We start from the raw sequence: 20,456 nt of genomic DNA on the forward strand, positions 1-20,456 counted from the left end.
GGATTTTTCAACCCCCAGAAGCACGAAGAATACAACCACTCACACCAACGCCTGCTGCACGGTCACGCATGTTTTCAGCGGTGGACTTAGAATATGGGCCTAATACGATGCGATGCCAGCCACCACCTGCGGTGACGCGACTTTCGATACCTGCAAATGCGAGAGTGGCACGTACTGACTCAGCCTGTTCTGCTGTTTTAAATGAACCGCATTGCACGAGCATATTCTGCATTTTATTCACAGGAGCTGTCTCAGGTTTAGGTTCAGATTTCACTTCCGGTTTTGTGACAGGCTGAGCTTGCTGAACTGGCGCAACTGGACGTGTTTCCGGTTTTTGCTCAATAATCGACGGTTTGCGTTGAGTCGGAGTTTCAACGGGCTTAGCTGGTTCATTGATCACCACTTGTGAGCGCGGTACCGGCTTACCATTAAATGGCACTTCTTGCAGGTTGGTCACAGGTTGACGACGATCAGAATCCATTTGTTCTAACAACTGGCGCTGTTCGGTAGTGAGATCAGACTGACGAATATTGCCGCTATTTGTGCTAGGTTGCGATGGCGAAGTGTAATCTTGCCAAGGCTCTTCCAGCTCCCTTTTATAGCGCCAAGGTTCTTCAGGTTTAGGTGGCAGCGTGCTACCCGGTTTTGCAGCTTGAGTGGGGAGTGCAGTTTGAGGCGCTTCTTTTTTATTATGAGTAATAAAAAATAGCCCACCAACGAATAACACCACAATAGCGACCGCCACAATTAATGTGGTTAGCGGTAGCCCTTGGGCCTTCTTCGATTTGCCTTTGCTTTTTTTACGAGCGGACGACCGTCCTCGAGCTACATAATCTTTTTGTGCCACGCTATTAATTCACTAGTTGTCAGTTGTTAATCGTTATTTAGGTCATATGTTACTTAACCTTAACGATTTTGCCTAGCATTTAGGCGCTTTTGTACTCTCTCTAACGATTAAATCAGAATCTAGGAGACGAGAACCTGCGGTGACACTATTTCCGTGTAGCTGTTCTAGTAATAATAGCATCGCATGGCGACCAATTTCCCTGCGAGGGTGATTGATGGTCGTCAGTGCGGGTAATGTATATTTGGCTTGCTCAAGGTTATCAAAGCCGACAAAAGAGATATCGTCGGGAATGTTCAGACCCATTTTCTTCGCTTGCCACATGGCACCGAATGCCATGATATCAGTATGGCAGAAAACGGCAGTCGGTGGCTCTGGTAAAGAAAGTAATGTTTTTAATGCTTCAGCGCCGCTTTCATGAGAGAAATCTCCACGTACAATATAGCTCTCTCTTAGCCCTTCTCCGGTGCGTAACATGGCTTTTTTATACCCTTCTAAGCGGTATTGGCTATGTGGCATCTCTTCAGGTCCTGCGATACAAGCAATACGTTTATGACCTTGTTTTAGCAGGTAATGGGTAGCATTGAAGGCCGCGGTGAGGTTATCAATATGCACCGTTGGGAGTTTTAACTCTGGCGCGAATTCGTTAGCCATCACAATTGGCGGTAGATTTTTTTGTTCCTCGGTTGAGACATCAAACGGTAAGTTAGAGCCCAACAGAACCATGCCATCAATCTGTTTGGTAATGATCAGGTTGATAAAGGCATTTTCTTGTTTCTGTTGATGTTTACAGTCACCAATCAGCACAAAGTAACCTTCGTGAGCAGCCACTTCTTCAATACCGCAGATCACATCGCTGAAGAATGGATCGCTAATGTCTGGGACGATCGCGAGAATAGTTTTGGATTCATTGCGTTTATAGCTGCGGGCAAGGTTATGAGGATAATAGCCAACATCTAAGACGGCTTGCTCAACTTTTTGGCGTGTTTGCAGGGAGACTTTTTCAGGGTTCATCAATGTCCGAGAAACGGTGGCTGTTGATACGCCAGCTGCGTTCGCGACATCTTTCATGGTCGCCGTATTATTGTGCTTTTTACTTTCCACAACGCCTTCCTTTGTCTATTTAATCGATTGCTTTTTTTTGAATGGCGCGAACACGTCATTTTGTTAATTAAAAGACATTCTAAAGAGTTTCACAATAATATCTGTTACCTAGTTTGCATAAAAAGTGTGACTTGCATCATTTTTTAGAGCTGCCTCGCAAATTTTGAAAATAGTTATAGTGATATCCACTTAATCCAAATTCTTCATCCATGTATTTATGGCAAAAAATGACGGTTTAGTTATTGTTGTCAGTTAGTTACAGTACCTATTTTTCAGGTAAATTAGTGCTGTTAACCATCCGTAGGGTCCACATCAACATTCCATTTTACCTTGCGGCTTTCCGGTTGTTTTAGTAACTCAGGTAATAATTGCGCCATAAACTGTTGCAGATAGGCGCGTGATGGATGTTGCAATAAAAGCTGCCAGCGAAAACGTCCGCCTCGTTTGGCTTGAATAGACGGTGCAGGACCTAAAATCCATAAGCGTGAGTCACTTTGTGGGTGTTGGCTAATATATTGGCGAACATTCTGTAAAAATTGCCGTGAATCCTGATTATTATGATCTTCAGAGCGGATCAAAATATGGCTAGTGAACGGAGGGAGCATTGCCACTCGGCGCTCTTCAAGGGCTTCTGCGGAAAAGGCGTTATAGCCACTTTCTAGTAAGGTGAGCAAAAGCGGGTGCTCAGGGTGGTGAGTCTGTAAGAACACTTCCCCCTGCTTACCTGCTCGTCCTGCTCGTCCGGATACCTGAACATATAATTGTGCGAAACGTTCGGCGGCTCTAAAATCGCTAGAAAATAAGGCGCCATCAACATCCAGCAATGCCACGAGCGTCACATCAGGGAAGTGGTGTCCTTTCGCCAGCATTTGTGTGCCAATCAAAATTCGCGCGCCGCCTTCATGGACAGCGTTCAAGTGTTGCTCTAGTTCGCCTTTACGGCTGGTGGTATCTCGGTCGATACGAGTCACAGGTACATCTGGAAATAGCTCGGAAATCCCTTCTTCCAGTTGCTCGGTTCCCATCCCGACAGGCACTAAATGCGTCGACCCACATTGCGGGCATTGGCGTGGGACAGGGCGTTGGCTATCACAGTGGTGGCAGCGTAACTGATGAAAATTTTGGTGCAAAGTATAGTAATGATCGCAACGCTGGCATTCCGCTATCCAACCACATTCATGGCAGATAAGCGCAGGTGAATAACCTCGACGATTTAAAAATAAAATTACCTGATTATTTTGTGCGAGGTGATTTTTAATATGTTGGATCAGTAAATGGGATAGTCCAAATTTAAGTGGCTGCCCTTTTAAATCAATCAAATGCTGCTCAGCGGGGCGGGCGTTTCCTGCACGGATAGTGAGATTTAATTGACGATATTTATTCTGTTGAACATTGCTCAGTGTTTCGAGTGATGGCGTCGCAGTTCCCATGATAATTGGGATATTTTCTTTTTTTGCACGGAAAACCGCCAAATCACGGGCATGGTAGCGCCAGCCATCTTGCTGTTTATACGAACTGTCATGCTCTTCATCGATAATAATAATGCCAAGACGAGCAAATGGCGTGAACAAGGCAGAGCGAGTCCCGATGATAATGCCGTTAGAACCTTGCTTTGCCCGTAACCAAACCGCTAAGCGTTCACTGTCATTGAGCGCAGAATGCAGCACATCCACAGGAACGTTAAAGCGTTCACGGAAGCGATTAATAGTTTGTGGTGTTAAGCCAATTTCGGGGACTAATACCAAGGCTTGTTTACCTTGAGCCAGAATATTTTCTAACACACTCAGGTAGACTTCGGTTTTTCCCGATCCGGTGATCCCCGCCAGTAACCACGGCGAAAAATTATCATCTTCTGCGCGAATTGCGCCTACAGCAGTAGCTTGTTCGCTATTGAGTCGTAAACGTTCTCCACTCACGGCAAACTGTGATTGCCATTTTTCCGCAACTGGTTGAACAGGGTGCAACTCGGCATACTGTTTTTTCTTTAATGCTTGCAGGGCGCTTTCACTGATTTCAAGCTCACTAACTTGATGGCGATAAACCGGACGGCGGCGTAAGAGCGCTAATGCTTGCTGCTGTTTTGGGGATCGTTTTAGCTCATTCAGATCCACCGCTTGGCCTTCTTCAGTCACTTGCCATTGCCAGATCGGCGTAAATTCAGCGGGTTTCCCTTGGCGTAATAGGGTCGGCATCGCGTGAAATAATACTTCGCCAATTGGGTAATGATAATATTGAGATGACCATAGCAGCAGCTGCCAGAGATCGTCGGGGAACAGGGTTTTTGAATCTAATACCAGCTCCACGGCTTTGAGTTGGTCTTCGGGAAATTCGCTTTTATCGCTCAGATTGACAACCACACCAAGGGCTTGGCGTTTGCCAAAAGGCACCATAACTCGCCCACCGATGACGGGGACTGGCATATTTGCACCCAAGAGATAATCAAATGTGCGATTTAAAGGAACAGGTAACGCCACCTGAACGACGATCATAGCTGGATTTCCGTCTGTTTTTTGTACAAAAATATGAGGGTATTCTGTTAGAGTACCACAAAAATCATGCTATTTTCATTGCGTGATAAACAGATTTTCTGTATGATCCGCCGCCTTTGGTATCAATTAATTTTGTTTTGCCAATAAACTAAATTTAATCAACACGACGTGTGGTGTCCGGCGTTAGGGCTGGAATGGCGACACGGCCTTATTAGAGGTTCTCCCATGAAAAAAGGTATTCACCCTAAATACGAAGAAGTTACTGCAACTTGTTCTTGCGGCAACGTAATGAAAATCAACTCAACAGCTGGTCACTCTCTGAACCTGGACGTTTGTGGTAACTGCCACCCGTTCTATACTGGTAAACAACGTGATGTTGCTACCGGTGGTCGTGTTGATCGCTTCAACCAGCGTTTCAGCATCCCAGGTGCTAAAAAGTAATAAAACCTGTCACGTTGAAGTTGATTTAACGTATTCAGTAAGAAAACCTGTTCAATTGAACAGGTTTTTTATTGCCTAAAATTCGTCAATTGAGCTGTTAAAAACGGTAGGCGACTCCAAACATAAAGTCATGGCTGGCGAGATTGAATTGGGATTTGTGGGTATCACCAGGATCAAATGCATCTTTAGTTGTGATCTGATACTTCCCTGCATCTAAGAAACGATAACTCATATCAAATAATAAATTGTCGCTCCATGCATATTGACTACCGAAGCCTATACTCCATGCTAATTTATTAATTCTTTCCGATGCTGAATTCAGGTCTGTAGATTTACTACTAGGCGTTTGGAGAAATGTTTGTAGTTCTCTATCATATCGAGTACTTGCCAGACCTAATCCAAAAGAAATATAAGGTGTAAACTGAGTCTGGTTTTTCATATCGTAGTATCCATTTAGCATCACTGTTGTGAGAGTTGCTTCATTTTTCATATCTGTAGATGCATCTATGCCAGATGGAGTAGAAACCTTAGCAACATTATAATTATTTTGAATTTTCCCTCTCATACCAAGCTCTAATTCACTACGAATAGGCAGTGAAAATTGATCGTAAAAGTTATAGCCAATAGCAAGGTAATTACCAAAAGCAGAATGACTTTTATCACTAAAATTGATGGTACTAAAATTGGGATCGCTGAGACTTGCGGATTTGAGCTTTGAATCATACATATTCAAAACTGATACACCAATTTTACTGGATATATATACGCCGTTATTACTGGATGCTATTGCTAAATTAGCAAACAACAAGCAACTTGAAGCCAAAAGTAAATTTTTCATAATTAAGCACCAGTGAATGATTTCGGATGGAAACCTTACTGGAGTATAAGTGATGAAGGCGGGGTTATAGTCAGTGTAAGAAACTTCGAGGGATTGCGCTAAAAAGAGAGAATAAAATGAATATTCATCAGAATTAAATTCTGTATAATATAGATTATAAGAAATAAATTCTCATCATAATTGTAATATTTAGATTCAATGGCTGAAAGAAGTAGGTTGGCACCTCAAGAATATGTATTAAGGTGCCAACTGAAAATCCTTAGAAACGGTAAGTTATACCAAACATAATGTCATGGCTTCTCACTTTGACTTTAGAAGTGTTTTCTTGGCTATCTGCGTAGTAACTCGCTTCAGATTTTCCTGCATCTAAGAAGCGGTATCCCATATCTAATGAAACGTGATTATTCACTCTGTATTGCGAACCTAAGCCGACGCTCCACGCAAAATTAGTGGTGGTTTTAGATTTGGTGAATTTTTCATGAGTGAATTGGTTCATGCTAACAATATGTTCATTGTAGTCGTAGCGCATTTTGTGGTTAATGCTTGCCATACCTAACCCGACGTTCACGTAAGGGGTAAATTTGGTGTCATTTTTGAAATCATAATAGGTATTGAGCATTACCGTATTTAAGGTGATATCGGTTTTGACATCATCCGAGCTACTTAAATCGACGTGGTCGTTGTAGGACGCCAAGTTATGGCTTGTGGAGGCTTTTTCCCTCATCCCAAATTCAAGTTCGGTACGCAGAGGTAACGTGGTGGTTTTTGAAAAATCGTAACCGACGGCAATGTTGCCGCCGAAAACAGAATCATTGGTATTTCCGAGATTGGTTTTTTCAAATTCGTTATCGCTAGTGAGCCATTTTTGATTTGAAACTTGGACAATTGAAGCCCCGATTTTACCTGAGACATACAGGCTTTCTGCCCCTGCAAAGGCAGCACTAGACACCAAACTGAGTAGAGATACGGCAATAATTTTTTTCATTATAAATTCCATTTAGCTATGTATTCGAATCACGCAATATGAGTATAGATAACTATTAAATTTATCTATGCAGGATCCCCATAAAACTTGATATACAGCAGGCTTTATTGTTTTTTAATATAATTAAGCATTTAGCTGTAAAAATAGTCTTTAGAGGAAAGAAAAATCGCGCTTTATCTGACGGATGGCTTGTGCTTGAGATTAATCCATGGTGAAACGCGTACATTGGTTATCGGCAACAAATGAAATTGCTTAACAGTATGAAGATAATGAAAATAAATGATGGGTGGAGCAGAGGGTAAGAGTGTTATTGAGGTGAAATAGGTTGATAAGATAAGTCACACTCGACCCACATCAGTAAGTCGAGCGTTAAAGAAAGACGCGGAGGGATTAATATTCCCAAGTTTCTGGGTCAATACCCAGTTCACGCATGATCTCTTTTGCTGCTTCAGGGATCTCATCATTGCGTTCTTTACGCAAATCATCATCATCCGGCAGCGGTTGACCAGTAAACGCATGCAAAAAGGCTTCGCACAGTAATTCACTGTTAGTCGCGTGGCGCAAGTTATTGATCTGACGACGAGTACGTTCATCAGTTAAAATTTTCAGTACTTTTAAAGGAATCGATACTGTAATTTTTTTGACTTGCTCGCTTTTTTTGCCATGTTCAGCATACGGACTGACATATTCACCGTTCCATTCAGCCATGAGATACCTTGGATATATTCATTGATAATAAAAGTAATATACGAGTGTCAGTTTCCTGATCCTGAAGATGAATTTTTTTCAAGATACACTCAGCATACGGGTTAAGAATAAAGGGCTTAAGTTATTATTTAATGCGTATTAAAATCAATAAATTAAGTCTTTTTATATGCCGGTAAGGTGGTCTAACTATCCATTGGCACATAATTATTATGGCTGATTATTCCATTAGTTGTTATAAACGTAAAGAGGTTTAGACGTCCAGACATGTTGACGGCTAAATTTGCTTTGAGTATGATTTGAGCTATCCCATACTTGGAGAGACACTCATGACATACAAAGCATCCACTATCGCGATACATAATGGACTCAATGAAGACTCGCAATTTGGTTGCGTTGTTCCTCCCATCTATTTATCTAGCACCTATAATTTTACAGATTTCAATGAGCCAAGAACCCATGATTACTCCCGTCGTGGTAATCCTGGGCGAGATATTGTGCAGCGAACACTGGCACAGCTAGAAGGGGGAAGTGGTGCCGTGATGACTAACAGCGGGATGTCGGCTCTCCATCTATTATGCACGGTATTATTACAGCCGGGTGATTTGCTCGTTGCTCCGCACGATTGCTATGGCGGCAGCTACCGTTTATTTAATAGCTTGAGCCAAAAAGGGGCTTATCAGGTTGAATTTGTTGATCAAAGTGACGAATCTGCGTTGCAAGCGGCATTAGCGAGAAAACCCAAACTGGTACTCATTGAAACCCCAAGTAACCCGTTACTGAGAATTTACGATATCCAACATATTTCGACGCTTGCACATCAAGCAGGGGCTTTGGTGGTGGTGGATAACACATTTTTAAGCCCTGCATTACAGCAACCATTAGCGTTAGGTGCTGATTTTGTTGTACATTCTTGTACAAAATATCTCAATGGTCATTCAGATATTATTGCGGGTGCGGTGATTGCAAAAGAAGAGAAATGGGCTCTAGAATTAGCATGGTGGGCGAATAATATCGGTGTCACTGGCGGTGCATTTGACAGTTATCTGCTACTCAGAGGTATGAGAACATTGTTGCCTCGCATAAAACAGCAGCAGCATAATGCGGGTGAAATCGTAAAATATCTTAAAACTGAGCCGCTGGTGAAGAAAATATATTATCCTGCCTTGAGTGATCATCCGGGACATCACACTGCCGCCGCGCAACAATCTGGCTTTGGCGCAATGTTAAGTTTTGAATTTGCAGGCGATGAAGCGCAACTTCGTCAGTTTTTACAGGCGCTGAGCTTGTTTACATTAGCGGAATCTCTCGGTGGTGTAGAAACTTTGATTTCCCATACGGCGACCATGACCCATGCTGGCATGTCTCCTGAAGCGCGAGCCGCAGCAGGTATTACTGATAGTTTATTGCGCATTTCAGTCGGTCTTGAAGATAGTCAGGATCTTATCGCAGATTTAAGCCACGCATTTAAGGTTGCGTCATAACGTTAGCGGAGTTTTTGATGAGTGCAATAACAGCATTTGAGGTGATCCCTTGTCACCGACAGTTACACAAGTTTGGGGGAAGTAGCTTAGCTGATGTGAAATGTTATCAGCGTGTCGCCACCATTATGGCGAACTACAGCCAACCCGGCGATTTAATGGTTGTTTCTGCGGCAGGGAGTACCACAAACCAGCTGATAAGTTGGCTTAAATTAAGCCAGAGTGACCGTATTTCTGCCCATCAAGTGCAGCAAGCGCTACGCCGCTACCAGCAAGATTTGATCAGTGGTTTACTGCCTGAAGAGAAGGCTAATGAGCTCAATCAGCTATTTGTTGCGGATTTAGAACGACTCAGTGGGCTACTGGATAAACCTATCAATGATGCTGCCTACGCAGAAGTTGTGGGGCATGGTGAAATTTGGTCTGCACGTTTAATGTCTGCCGTGCTTGAACAGTTTGATATGGCAAGCGCTTGGCTAGATGCACGTACATTTTTACGTGCAGAAAGAGCAGCGCAGCCACAGGTGGATGAGGTTCAATCCCGCCATCTCCTACAGCAATTACTGGTGCAACATCCTCAGCGCCGTCTTGTGGTCACAGGGTTTATCTCCCGTAATCAAAAAGGTGAAACCGTCCTGTTAGGACGTAATGGCAGTGACTATTCGGCTACCCAAGTAGGGGCATTAGCGGATGTCGGCAAAGTCACTATTTGGAGTGATGTGGCAGGGGTATACAGTGCGGATCCTCGCAAGGTGAAAGATGCATGTCTATTGCCGTTATTGCGTTTAGATGAAGCGAGTGAATTGGCTCGCCTTGCTGCGCCTGTCTTACATACGCGTACTTTGCAGCCTGTTTCCGTCAGCAATATTGATTTGCAGCTGCGCTGTAGCTACCAGCCGGAGCAAGGCTCCACCAAAATTGAGCGTGTATTAGCCTCGGGGACGGGGGCAAAAATTGTCACCAGCCACAACGATGTGTGCTTAATTGAGCTGCGAATTGCTGCAGGGCGCGACTTCAACCAAATCTGCAAGGATGTGGATTTATTATTAAAACGCGTACAACTTCGCCCATTGGCGCGAGGCGTTCACCATGACCGCGCTATCTTGCAACTGTGCTACACCTCGGAAGTGGTGGAAAGCGCGTTGAATGTATTGGAAGAAGCGGCATTGCCTGGGTCTCTTTCATTACGTGAAGGTTTTTCACTGGTGGCTCTGGTTGGCGCTGGTGTGTGTAAAAAACCGCTGCATAGCCACCGTTTTTATGAAGAGCTTAAAGGGCAGCCGGTTGAGTTTATCTGGCACTCAGAAGATGGCATTAGCTTAGTCGCGGTACTGCGTACTAATCAAACTGAGCATATCATTCAAGGTATGCACCAAAGCTTATTCCGCGCCGAAAAGCGCATCGGCTTAGTATTATTTGGTAAAGGGAATATTGGCGCCCGTTGGTTAGAGCTGTTTTCGGTTGAGCAGCAAAATATTTCTGCTCGCAGTGACTTTGACTTTGTTTTGGCGGGTGTCGTGGATAGTCGCCGCAGTTTATTGAATTACCAAGGTATTGACCCAAGCCGTGCATTAGCTTTCTTTGATGATGAAGCGGTCGAGCATCAGGACGACAATCTGTTTTTATGGATGCGAGCGCACCCTTATGATGACCTGATTGTGTTGGATGTCACAGCCAGTGGCGAGCTTGCTAATAGTTATGTGGACTTTGCGAGTTACGGTTTCCATGTTATCAGTGCAAACAAACTCGCAGGGGCAGCGCCTACTCAGCAGTATCGTGAAATTCGTGATGCATTCGCCAAAACGGGGCGTCATTGGCTCTATAATGCGACCGTTGGCGCTGGGTTGCCGATCAACTACGCAGTGCGCGATCTCAAAGAAAGCGGTGACGCGATTCTGGCGATCAGCGGGATCTTCTCTGGCACATTATCGTGGCTATTCTTGCAGTTTGATGGCTCAGTGCCTTTCAGTGAGCTTGTCGAGCAAGCTTGGCAGCAAGGATTAACGGAACCGGATCCGCGCATCGATTTATCTGGGCAAGATGTGATGCGCAAGCTCATTATTCTGGCGCGAGAAGCGGGCTATGATATCGAACCGGATGATGTGCGCGTGGAATCGTTAGTTCCAGCGCAAGCGGAAACAGGCTCACTGGATGAATTCTTTGAAAATAGCGCCGTGATTAACGAGCAGATGCAGCAGCGCTTAGAAGCCGCGAAGGAGCTGGGGTTAGTGCTACGTTACGTGGCGCGGTTTGATGCAGTGAAAGGTAAAGCAAAAGTGGGTGTCGAGGCGGTTAAACCTGAGCACCCGTTAGCCTCTTTATTGCCGGGGGATAACGTTTTTGCCATTGAAAGCCGTTGGTACCGTGATAACCCATTGGTGATCCGTGGACCAGGTGCGGGTCGCGATGTGACCGCCGGTGCTATCCAATCTGACCTGAATCGACTTTCTCAGCTTTTATAAAATCAGTAACGCACGGGTTAGATAAACGCGTGCGTTCTCTTCATTTCCCAAATTTTCCAATTCCTATTTTATTCTTAAATAAGATTCATGACTTAAAAGTGCTGAATCGACGATAGATTGCGCTGACGCAATACTTAAATAAGAAAAATTAATAAAAATGGTGCTGTAATTAAATTTCAGAAAAATCACCCAAAGCGCTTTTTTTCTGATATGAATATAGGGTACAGGGTGAAATTCGCGGTCTGCATCACAAAACATAATTCTAGCCGACTGAAATTTTATTACAGGAAATCCAGCGCAGTTTGTTAACCGTTCATGAGAAGCGGGGTGGCATCCTGCCAACAGCACAAGATCAGGAGTCCCATGAATCAGCAATATTCCGCAATGCGCAGTAATGTCAGTATGTTGGGTAAGCTACTCGGTGATACCATCAAAGACGCTCTTGGTGAAGATATCCTCGATAAAGTCGAATCTATTCGTAAGCTATCCAAATCCTCCCGCGCAGGTAATGAAGTTCAGCGCCAAAAATTATTAATGACCTTGCAAACACTGACCAACGACGAGCTATTACCTGTTGCGAGGGCATTCAACCAATTCTTAAACTTAACCAACGTGGCAGAGCAATACCACAGTATTTCTCCCCACGGTGAAGCGGCGAGTAACCCTGTTGCCCTACAGAAATTATTTGGGCGTTTAAAAGAGCACGATTTTAGCCACGGTGATATTCAAAAAGCCGTTGAAGAGCTCTCTATTGAGCTGGTGCTGACCGCCCATCCAACCGAAATCGCCCGACGTACCTTAATTCACAAATTGGTTGAGGTGAACACCTGTTTATCCCAGCTCGATCATGATGATTTAGCGGATTACGAACGCAACAATATTATGCGTCGCTTACGCCAACTGGTGGCGCAATCTTGGCATACCGATGAAATTCGTAAAATTCGCCCTACGCCAATCGATGAAGCGAAATGGGGCTTTGCGGTTGTTGAAAACTCGTTGTGGGAAGGGGTTCCGGCATTTTTACGGGAATTCAATGAACAGCTTGAAGAGTCCATTGGGGCTGAATTACCTGTCGAAGCAAACCCAATCCGCTTTACGTCATGGATGGGCGGCGACCGTGATGGTAATCCGAATGTGACCGCGGAAGTGACTCGCCATGTTCTGCTATTAAGCCGTTGGAAAGCTGCCGATTTATTCTTGAAAGATATTCAAGTCTTGGTGTCAGAGCTTTCTATGACGGAAGCGACGCCAGAGCTGCGTGCACTCGCAGGCGGCGATGATGTGGATGAGCCTTATCGCCAAATTGCCAAAAATCTGCGTAGCCAACTGTTTTCTACATTGGATTATTTAGAGCGCCGAGTGAAAGGTGAGCAAGTTCTGCCACCAGCGGATTTACTGACGGATAACGCGCAACTTTGGGATCCGCTGTATACATGCTATCAATCGCTCGTTGCTTGCAATATGAGCATTATTGCTAATGGCTCACTGTTAGATACGTTGCGCCGTATTCGTAGCTTTGGTCTGCAATTGGTGCGTATCGATGTGCGCCAAGAGAGCACTCGTCATACCGAAGCACTGTCTGAGCTGACAGAATATTTGGGGCTGGGTAACTATGGCAATTGGTCAGAACAAGAGAAGCAAGATTTCTTACTGACTGAGTTGCAATCTCGTCGTCCACTGATCCCACAAGATTGGCAACCGACAGCAGAAACGCAAGAAGTATTCGAAACTTGCCGCGTTATCGCTAAAGCGAAGAATGACTCTATCGCCGCTTACGTGATTTCGATGGCGAAAGTGCCATCCGACGTTTTAGCCGTCAAACTCCTGCTAAAAGAAGCGGGTGCCTCCATTAAATTGCCGGTTGCGCCACTGTTCGAAACTCTGGAAGATTTAAATAACGCCGAAAGCGTGATGACTAAGTTGCTTAGCATTGAATGGTATCGTGAGCTGATTGATGATCGCCAAATGGTAATGATTGGTTACTCCGACTCTGCAAAAGATGCGGGTGTGATGGCAGCGTCATGGGCGCAGTATCGTGCACAAGATGCCCTGATTAAGTTGTGCGATAAAGAAGGCGTGAAACTGACACTGTTCCACGGTCGTGGCGGCACCATTGGTCGTGGCGGTGCGCCAGCACATTCCGCACTTCTTTCCCAACCACCGGGAAGCTTAAAAGGCGGGTTGCGTGTGACGGAACAAGGCGAAATGATCCGCTTTAAGTTTGGTCTCCCGCAAGTGACGATTAGCAGTTTAGCCATGTACGCGAGCGCTATCCTCGAAGCCAACTTATTGCCACCGCCAGAGCCAAAAGAAGAGTGGAAGGCAGTAATGAATTCGTTGTCAGACGTATCTTGCGCGATGTATCGCGATTATGTGCGTGAACAGCCTGACTTTGTCCCGTATTTCCGTGCGGCGACCCCAGAGTTAGAGCTGGGCAAATTGCCATTAGGTTCTCGCCCTGCAAAACGTCGTCCTACTGGGGGTGTTGAGACCCTTCGCGCTATTCCTTGGATTTTCGCGTGGACACAAAACCGCTTGATGTTACCCGCATGGTTAGGGGCAGGTGCGGCGCTGAAACATGTCATCGAAAAAGAAGGCAAGCAAGCGGTACTGGATGAAATGTGGCAAGAGTGGACATTCTTCAAAACCCGTATTGCAATGCTGGAAATGGTGTATGCGAAAGCCGATCTATGGTTAGCGGAATATTATGACCATTGCCTCGTTGAGAAACGTTTATGGCCACTGGGACAAAAACTGCGTGACCAGTTATCCGAAGATATTAAGAGTGTTTTAGCGGTCTCTAAAGATGAAGCGTTGATGGCGGATTTACCGTGGATTGCGGAATCTATCGCCCTGCGTAATGTCTATACCGACCCTCTGAACGTATTGCAGGCTGAGCTATTACAACGCTCTCGTCAGCAAGAGCATCCAGACCCGCGTGTGGAGCAAGCGTTGATGGTGACCATTGCAGGTGTTGCGGCGGGAATGCGTAATACCGGCTAGTAATTGATTACGTTATTTATAATTAGTGATAAGTAAAAGGCTGCCAATTGGCAGCCTTTTTCGTTTATGGTCGAACGTTATTTTTTGTTCTGATCATTATGGATCAAATGATAAGGCGAACGCGCCCGTGGATGAATAAAGAAATGGTTCGTTGGGGCATTGTGAGTTTTGATATGCACCATGGAGACGTTGGTGGATTTTCCTACTTTATTGTGGAATGCATAAATCACAAAAGGCAGCAGGAAGATAATTACAAAACTGACCGCGAGCAGCGTCACGTAAGTCGTATCATCTGCCCCGCCCGGCAATGAACTTGGTGGGAAGAATGACACCACAAATGCCAGAATTGAGATCACTAACCCAACAAACGCGATTAACAATTTAAAGCTTTTACCGCCCGGAACGTTGAATGCCCGTTTTTTATCAGATTGTTTGCAGACTAAATGCATATAACCGAGGAACAGCATAAAGTAGCTACACAGATAAATAACAACGGTTAATGCCAGCGCTATCAGGAAGGACATATTCCCGCCGCCGCCCGTGTTAGTAAGGACAATAATCGCCACCGTGGTGATCAATAATTGGGAAATCACTAACGTGACTGGCACGCCATTTTTATTCACTTTGGCAAAGCTTTTCGGCAGAATTCCTTTTTGTGCAGCGACATACATCCCACGGGAAGGTCCCACAATCCAAGAGGCAATTTCCGCTAATACGCCGAGTAATAGCAACGCGGCAATAATCCGTACTGCCCACTCTAAAGTGGAATTAAAGTGGGTAACGAGAACCTCAAAGGTTTGTACCACACCAGCAGATAGGTTGATTTCGCTGTTAGGGATCACGGCAGCAACCGATAAACCGCCAATAGAGCTTAAGCAAATCGCCGCAATCATCAGTAAAAACATTGCTGCAGGATAATCTCGACCAGGGTTTTTCATTTCGTTGACGTGGGTTGCAGAGGCTTCAACACCCATGTAGCTGAGAATAAAGGCGACAAAGACCACTAATGTGCCGATTTGAGTGAAGTCAGGAATAAAGGTTTTTGTGCTCATCTCGATAGCTAAAGGCGCACCGCTTGCCAAGTAGCTAATCGCTAGCCCAACGAGAATGAGAGCCGGTAATAAAATCCCAGCAAAGAAACCGACTTTTGCGATACTTGCTGTATATTTTGTTCCACCAAATTGGGTAAAGGCGAGAACCCATAAAATCACCAGAGCGCCGATGGTTTTGGTGATGGGATCAGTATTGAGTTCTGGCCAATTTAATATGTAGGATAGGGCGCCGAGTACAAAGTACAGCATCGGAATAAAACCTATCGCAATTTGTAGATAACCAAATGAAATCGCCGCAAATCCCCAACGCTCTCCCAATGTGTTAGAAACCCACGCGAAAATCCCTCCTTCTTCCCAACCTTCAACGGTGGCCATTTCGGCAGCACATAAGGCTACGGGGATGAACCATAGCAATCCCCCTAAGAGTAAAAAGAAGACTAAACTGAAACCCGATGTGGCGAATGTCGGATATTCATAGACCGCCATCACCATAGACGCGGTGATCGCAAAAAAACCTAACAAGGTGAGTTGTTTTGCGGCTGGAGCTGTTGTTGACGTCGCCATGCCTATTCTCCTGTCATATGTTTTACGAAGTCAGTCGGCGCATAAATGAATACGCCGACTGGATAAACGACTAAGGATTAGCTGTGATTGAAACCGCCGCTTTCTTCTTCAGAAAGTGGTGTACTGACAGGGTGTTTCTCGAAATATTCGAGGGTGCGTTTGAAATCTTCGATGAGCAGTGAGGCGAGGTCTAGGCTGACACCATGACGGACTAAAATACGTTGGATCACCAGGTCTTCACGGTTTGCAGGCATTGAGTAAGCGGGAACTTGCCAGCCGCGACTACGTAGTTTGTCTGCAATATCATATAAAGAGTAGTTACTAGTTTTCGCTCCGTCTTTTAATTTCCATGCCAGCGCTGGGATACCTTTGGCACTATCGCCATCAAAGATCATCTCAAATGGACCCAGTTTTTCAATTTCACGGGCAAGGTATTGCGCGGTGGCATAGCAAGCATTATGAATTTTAGCGTAGCCTTCGCGACCAAGACGCAGGAAGTTGTAATACTGTGCAATGATTTGTCCACCTGGACGAGAGAAGTTTAATGCGAAGGTTGGCATGTTACCGCCAAGGTAGTTCACATTGAAAATTAGCTCTTCTGGGAGGTCTTTCGCTTCACGCCAAATTACCCAACCGGCACCTAATGGCGCTAAACCAAATTTGTGTCCAGATGCGTTGATGGATTTAACGCGAGGTAAACGGAAATCCCATTCCAGGGTAGGAGCACAGAAAGGCGCGAGGAAACCACCACTTGCACCATCTACGTGAATAGGAATGTCTAAGCCAGTTTCTTTTTGCAGTTTATCTAATGCATCATGAACTGCTTTCACTGGCTCATATTGGCAAGTGAACGTCACACCTAAAGTCGGAACGACACCGATAGTATTTTCATCAACGCGTTTGAGAACTTCTTCAGGGCTCATGATCAGGCGGTCGCCTTCAAGTGGAATTTCACGCAGTTCAACATCAAAATAACGGGCAAATTTATGCCAACAAATTTGGACAGGACCACAGATTAAGTTAGGTTTATCGGTGGGTTTTCCTTTGGCAGCTTGTTTTTTACGCCATTGCCATTTTAACGCCAGCCCCCCTAACATTGCGGCTTCTGAAGAGCCAATCGTTGAGCAGCCTAATGTATTGAGTGCGTCAGGAGAGTTCCATAAATCAGCGAGCATATGCACGCAGCGGTTTTCAATTTCAGCGGTTTGCGGATATTCGTCTTTATCAATCATGTTTTTGTCGATAGAGAGATCCATCAAACTGCGAATTTCGTCATCGACCCATGTTTGGCAAAATGTCGCTAAGTTTTGTCGGGAATTACCATCTAGCATTAGCTCATCACGTACTGCGCTAAATACATTTCTCGGGTCGCTTTCTTTGATTGGGAATTTCGTTTTTGGTAAGGATTGGGATAAATCAAATGAAGCATAAATATCATCTAATTCACTATATTTTGAAGATACTGATTTATTATTCATACAACGAATCTCCTCAATAATTGAGATGTTATTACTAGGAATGATCAATAATCTTATATTTTCATATAAGCATAAAAATAAATTAGAATAAAGTTCTTTAAACGAAAGTCTTATTTTAATAGCGGTTGTTTTGATTATTTGTTTTTATGGTAAATATGATTTAAATTCGAAGTTAATCAGGTATAACAATTTATCAACATTGTTAATCTGGGTTTTCACTACGTCATTCAATGTGAAAAAATGAGTTGCATCAATGGGATATGTGGTTTCTTTTGTTTTGTAAGCTATTGAAAAATAATATTTTCATTATCAGGTAAATAATGGTGAATAAGGATAAAATAGCGTTTTATGTGATTTTTAATGATATTAATCAGCGCATCACTAAACGACTATTTGTTTTGGATTGATCTAATTTCGGGTTTTTAATTAAATATTTTCTGCATTTTAATTCTATTTGGGCATATTTAAGGAATTATTTATTCCATAACTTTAATATCTAGTCTAATAATGATTGGTTTTAGCCTGCATTAACTATGGAAAATGGAATTATAGAGAATGGCGATAAATAGAATAGAGGGAGGGGAATATAACTGGGTTAATTCACGATAAATGAATTAACCCGATAAGTGATAGGAATGAAGTGGTTACTTCAACCTAACACCCAATTATTTTGGTCTAACGCCTAATGTGTGGCAAATGGCGTAAGTCAATTCAGAGCGGTTTAAGGTGTAAAAATGGAAATCTTTTACGCCTTCACGACTTAAAATTTTCACCATGTCCATGGCAATTGATGCACCAACAAGATTACGACTTTCAGGGTCATCATCTAAGCCTTCGTACATTCTATTCATCCAACTTGGGATACGCACATTGGTGATTTTGGCAAAACGTTCTAGCTGGCGAAAGTTAGAGACTGGCAAAATTCCCGGTACGATTTCCACATCAATGCCTGTTGCTACGCATCGGTCACGAAAACGTAGGTAGCTTTCAACATCGAAGAAAAATTGGGTAATGGCACGGTTGGCTCCGGCTTCAATCTTTTTCTTCAAATTGATTAAGTCTGCCTGAGCACTTTTAGCTTCAGGGTGCACTTCGGGGTAAGCGGCGACGGAAATGTCAAAGTCGGCTTCAGTTTTCAGTAATTCAACCAAGTGCTCAGCATACATGTCGGGCTTGCGGCTGTTATCAGGGAGGTCTCCCCGTAATGCCACAATATGGCGAATACCGTTATTCCAGTAATCGCGCGCGATGGTTTTTAGTTCATCAGGGCTGGCATCGATGCAGGTTAAGTGCGGTGCTGCCACTAATCCTGTTTTATCTTTGATATCTTTAATGATGCTATGGGTTCTATCTCGCTCACCGGAGTTAGCACCGTAGGTGACAGAGACAAAATTTGGTTTTAAGACCTTGAGCCTATCGATAGACTTCCACAATGTTTGTTCCATTTCTGCTGAGCGAGGTGGGAAAAATTCAAATGAGACATTAATCTGCCCATCTAATTCAGCTAAATTTTGGTTCAACGCCTCGCGCTGATTTGCGTGAAAGAAACTCATACCCTGTGACCTCGCCTCAAGAAACTCATTATTTAATGATTATTTTCGTTATTCGATTATATGCACTCTTTTGTACTTCTATACGTTTAGACGTCTAAATGGAGATTACGCGATATTGAGTGAGAGTCAACTCCTAAATCAAATTTGGAATTGATGTTTTTTCAGGCGCAACAAGAGAAAAATTCATGATGGGGAAATGCGGAGCCAAGTGACTCCGCATGCAGTACAACATTATTCAGTAAAACAGAAGTGCTCGACCATTTGGCTGATGAGTTGGCGGGTTGGTTCAATAAAGCTCATATCGATGAACTCATCAGGCTGGTGGGCTTGTTCAATAGAGCCGGGACCCAGCACCAGTGTTGGGCAGAGTTCTTGGATAAATGGCGCCTCCGTACAGTAGTTCACGGTTTCCGCTTTTTTACCTAATAACTGCTCAATGACTGCCACCATTTTATGATCTGTGGGGCATTCGTAGCCGGGGATCGGTGGGTGCATCTCTTCAATGGCTAAGCGACCCGGCCATTTTGCACGAACGGGTTCGAGAGTTTCATTGAGTAGCTCGTCCAGATCTTGCAACGTTAAACCTGGTAGTGGGCGAATATCCATATGTAATTCACAGCAACCACAAATTCGGTTTGCTGCATCACCACCATGAATATGACCGAAGTTCATGGTTGGATAAGGGATCACAAACGCAGGGTTGTTATAGCGCTCTTTCAATGTATTTCTTAAGGTCATTAAGTGAGAGATAGATTCATGCATTAATTCAATGGCATTAACGCCTCTATCTGGATCACTGGAATGCCCAGATTGACCTGTAATGCGAATGGCATTGGAAAGATGCCCTTTATGCGCACGAATAGGCTGTAATGATGTCGGTTCACCGATGATGGCGAAATCAGGGCGTAATTGCGTGCTGGCGGCAAAGAAGCGAGCGCCAGCCATCGAGGTTTCTTCATCTGCCGTGGCGAGAATATGCAAAGGACGTTTTAAGGTACTGAGGTCAACATCTCGCAGTGCATCAATAATAAAGGCAAAAAAGCCTTTCATATCTGCGGTGCCTAGCCCATACAGTTTGCCATTATGTTCGGTGAGCTTGAACGGATCTTTAGTCCAGCGACCGTCATCAAATGGGACGGTATCCGTGTGACCACATAGCATCAACCCTCCATTACCCTCGCCAATCGAGGCTAACAGGTTATATTTATCTCGGGTATCAGGGACCGGTTGAATATTCACAGTAAAGCCTAAGGTTTCTAACCATCCACCTAATAGCTCCACCAGCGCTCGGTTACTCTGATCGAGTTGCGAATCAGTCGCACTAATCGACGGAGTGGCGATTAATTGACGATAAATCTCAATAAATGCAGGTAATTTAATATTCACTGTTGACAGCCTTTATCCATAATAGTATCAATATTCATGCACTTTATTTGAATAAAAATACACATTAAACT

The 20,456-nt window shown here is 44.2% G+C and carries 14 protein-coding genes; 4 read left to right on the top strand and 10 right to left on the bottom strand.

Going from position 1 to position 20,456, the window contains the following annotated elements:
* Positions 1 to 7: 7 nt before the first annotated feature.
* The 3 genes from ftsN to priA all read right to left on the bottom strand — a co-directional run bounded on the left by ftsN (position 8) and on the right by priA (position 4,437).
* A complete protein-coding gene (ftsN, locus tag GKR71_RS08830) occupies positions 8 to 847 on the bottom strand; it encodes a cell division protein FtsN (RefSeq protein ID WP_036950859.1) in 840 nt (279 codons plus the stop codon).
* A 72-nt stretch (positions 848 to 919) separates the two neighbouring features.
* A complete protein-coding gene (gene cytR / locus GKR71_RS08835; RefSeq protein WP_036950860.1) occupies positions 920 to 1,948 on the bottom strand; it encodes a DNA-binding transcriptional regulator CytR in 1,029 nt (342 codons plus the stop codon).
* Positions 1,949 to 2,238: 290 nt separating this feature from the next.
* Complete coding sequence (gene priA / locus GKR71_RS08840) at positions 2,239 to 4,437, bottom strand: primosomal protein N' (protein WP_154609531.1); 2,199 nt, start codon at positions 4,435 to 4,437, stop codon at positions 2,239 to 2,241.
* A gap of 225 nt (positions 4,438 to 4,662) precedes the next feature.
* Between priA and rpmE the strand changes: the two genes are divergently transcribed.
* Positions 4,663 to 4,878, top strand: a complete 216-nt coding sequence (gene rpmE, locus GKR71_RS08845; RefSeq protein WP_036950864.1) for a 50S ribosomal protein L31 — start codon at positions 4,663 to 4,665, stop codon at positions 4,876 to 4,878.
* A 97-nt stretch (positions 4,879 to 4,975) separates the two neighbouring features.
* Here rpmE and GKR71_RS08850 read toward each other — a convergent pair whose 3' ends face one another.
* The 3 genes from GKR71_RS08850 to metJ form a co-directional block, all read right to left on the bottom strand.
* Entirely contained in the window at positions 4,976 to 5,716 is a 741-nt protein-coding gene (locus tag GKR71_RS08850) for an outer membrane protein (RefSeq protein WP_036950866.1), read from the bottom strand.
* Between the two features lie 259 nt (positions 5,717 to 5,975).
* Positions 5,976 to 6,701 carry an outer membrane protein gene (locus GKR71_RS08855; RefSeq protein ID WP_108479180.1) on the bottom strand — a complete coding sequence of 242 codons (726 nt, stop codon included), beginning with the start codon at positions 6,699 to 6,701 and terminating at the stop codon, positions 5,976 to 5,978.
* A 390-nt stretch (positions 6,702 to 7,091) separates the two neighbouring features.
* Positions 7,092 to 7,409 (bottom strand): met regulon transcriptional regulator MetJ, encoded by a 318-nt coding sequence (metJ, locus tag GKR71_RS08860; RefSeq protein WP_036950870.1) that lies wholly within the window; start codon positions 7,407 to 7,409, stop codon positions 7,092 to 7,094.
* Positions 7,410 to 7,735: 326 nt separating this feature from the next.
* Here metJ and metB point away from each other — a divergent pair, with 326 nt between their 5' ends.
* The 3 genes from metB (at position 7,736) to ppc (ending at position 14,352) form a co-directional block, all read left to right on the top strand.
* On the top strand, positions 7,736 to 8,890 hold the full coding sequence (metB, locus tag GKR71_RS08865) for a cystathionine gamma-synthase (RefSeq protein ID WP_154634178.1): 1,155 nt from the start codon (positions 7,736 to 7,738) through the stop codon (positions 8,888 to 8,890).
* 17 nt (positions 8,891 to 8,907) lie between these two features.
* Positions 8,908 to 11,349, top strand: a complete 2,442-nt coding sequence (locus GKR71_RS08870; RefSeq protein WP_108479183.1) for a bifunctional aspartate kinase/homoserine dehydrogenase II — start codon at positions 8,908 to 8,910, stop codon at positions 11,347 to 11,349.
* A gap of 363 nt (positions 11,350 to 11,712) precedes the next feature.
* Positions 11,713 to 14,352, top strand: a complete 2,640-nt coding sequence (gene ppc / locus GKR71_RS08880) for a phosphoenolpyruvate carboxylase (protein ID WP_108479184.1) — start codon at positions 11,713 to 11,715, stop codon at positions 14,350 to 14,352.
* Positions 14,353 to 14,429: 77 nt separating this feature from the next.
* Here the strand turns inward: ppc and gadC are convergent, their stop codons facing one another.
* From gadC to argE, 4 genes are all read right to left on the bottom strand, one after another.
* Positions 14,430 to 15,968, bottom strand: a complete 1,539-nt coding sequence (gene gadC, locus GKR71_RS08885) for a glutamate:gamma-aminobutyrate antiporter (RefSeq protein ID WP_036950880.1) — start codon at positions 15,966 to 15,968, stop codon at positions 14,430 to 14,432.
* Positions 15,969 to 16,045: 77 nt separating this feature from the next.
* Complete coding sequence (locus GKR71_RS08890; RefSeq protein WP_036950882.1) at positions 16,046 to 17,446, bottom strand: glutamate decarboxylase; 1,401 nt, start codon at positions 17,444 to 17,446, stop codon at positions 16,046 to 16,048.
* A 665-nt stretch (positions 17,447 to 18,111) separates the two neighbouring features.
* On the bottom strand, positions 18,112 to 18,999 hold the full coding sequence (metF, locus tag GKR71_RS08895; protein WP_036950884.1) for a methylenetetrahydrofolate reductase: 888 nt from the start codon (positions 18,997 to 18,999) through the stop codon (positions 18,112 to 18,114).
* 231 nt (positions 19,000 to 19,230) lie between these two features.
* On the bottom strand, positions 19,231 to 20,385 hold the full coding sequence (gene argE, locus GKR71_RS08900) for an acetylornithine deacetylase (RefSeq protein WP_036950886.1): 1,155 nt from the start codon (positions 20,383 to 20,385) through the stop codon (positions 19,231 to 19,233).
* Positions 20,386 to 20,456 lie beyond the last annotated feature (71 nt).

The sequence above is a fragment of the Providencia sp. wls1922 genome (genome assembly GCF_009706505.1).
Classification (GTDB): domain Bacteria; phylum Pseudomonadota; class Gammaproteobacteria; order Enterobacterales; family Enterobacteriaceae; genus Providencia; species Providencia lanzhouensis.

Excerpts from the sequence above, each read along its gene's own strand:
- GKR71_RS08870 (WP_108479183.1), top strand. The coding sequence starts at position 8,908 with ATGAGTGCAATAACAGCATTTGAGGTGATCCCTTGTCACCGACAGTTA.
- rpmE (WP_036950864.1), top strand. The coding sequence starts at position 4,663 with ATGAAAAAAGGTATTCACCCTAAATACGAAGAAGTTACTGCAACTTGT.
- GKR71_RS08850 (WP_036950866.1), bottom strand. The coding sequence starts at position 5,716 with ATGAAAAATTTACTTTTGGCTTCAAGTTGCTTGTTGTTTGCTAATTTA.
- priA (WP_154609531.1), bottom strand. The coding sequence starts at position 4,437 with ATGATCGTCGTTCAGGTGGCGTTACCTGTTCCTTTAAATCGCACATTT.
- GKR71_RS08855 (WP_108479180.1), bottom strand. The coding sequence starts at position 6,701 with ATGAAAAAAATTATTGCCGTATCTCTACTCAGTTTGGTGTCTAGTGCT.
- gadC (WP_036950880.1), bottom strand. The coding sequence starts at position 15,968 with ATGGCGACGTCAACAACAGCTCCAGCCGCAAAACAACTCACCTTGTTA.
- metF (WP_036950884.1), bottom strand. The coding sequence starts at position 18,999 with ATGAGTTTCTTTCACGCAAATCAGCGCGAGGCGTTGAACCAAAATTTA.
- GKR71_RS08890 (WP_036950882.1), bottom strand. The coding sequence starts at position 17,446 with ATGAATAATAAATCAGTATCTTCAAAATATAGTGAATTAGATGATATT.
- metB (WP_154634178.1), top strand. The coding sequence starts at position 7,736 with ATGACATACAAAGCATCCACTATCGCGATACATAATGGACTCAATGAA.
- ppc (WP_108479184.1), top strand. The coding sequence starts at position 11,713 with ATGAATCAGCAATATTCCGCAATGCGCAGTAATGTCAGTATGTTGGGT.
- metJ (WP_036950870.1), bottom strand. The coding sequence starts at position 7,409 with ATGGCTGAATGGAACGGTGAATATGTCAGTCCGTATGCTGAACATGGC.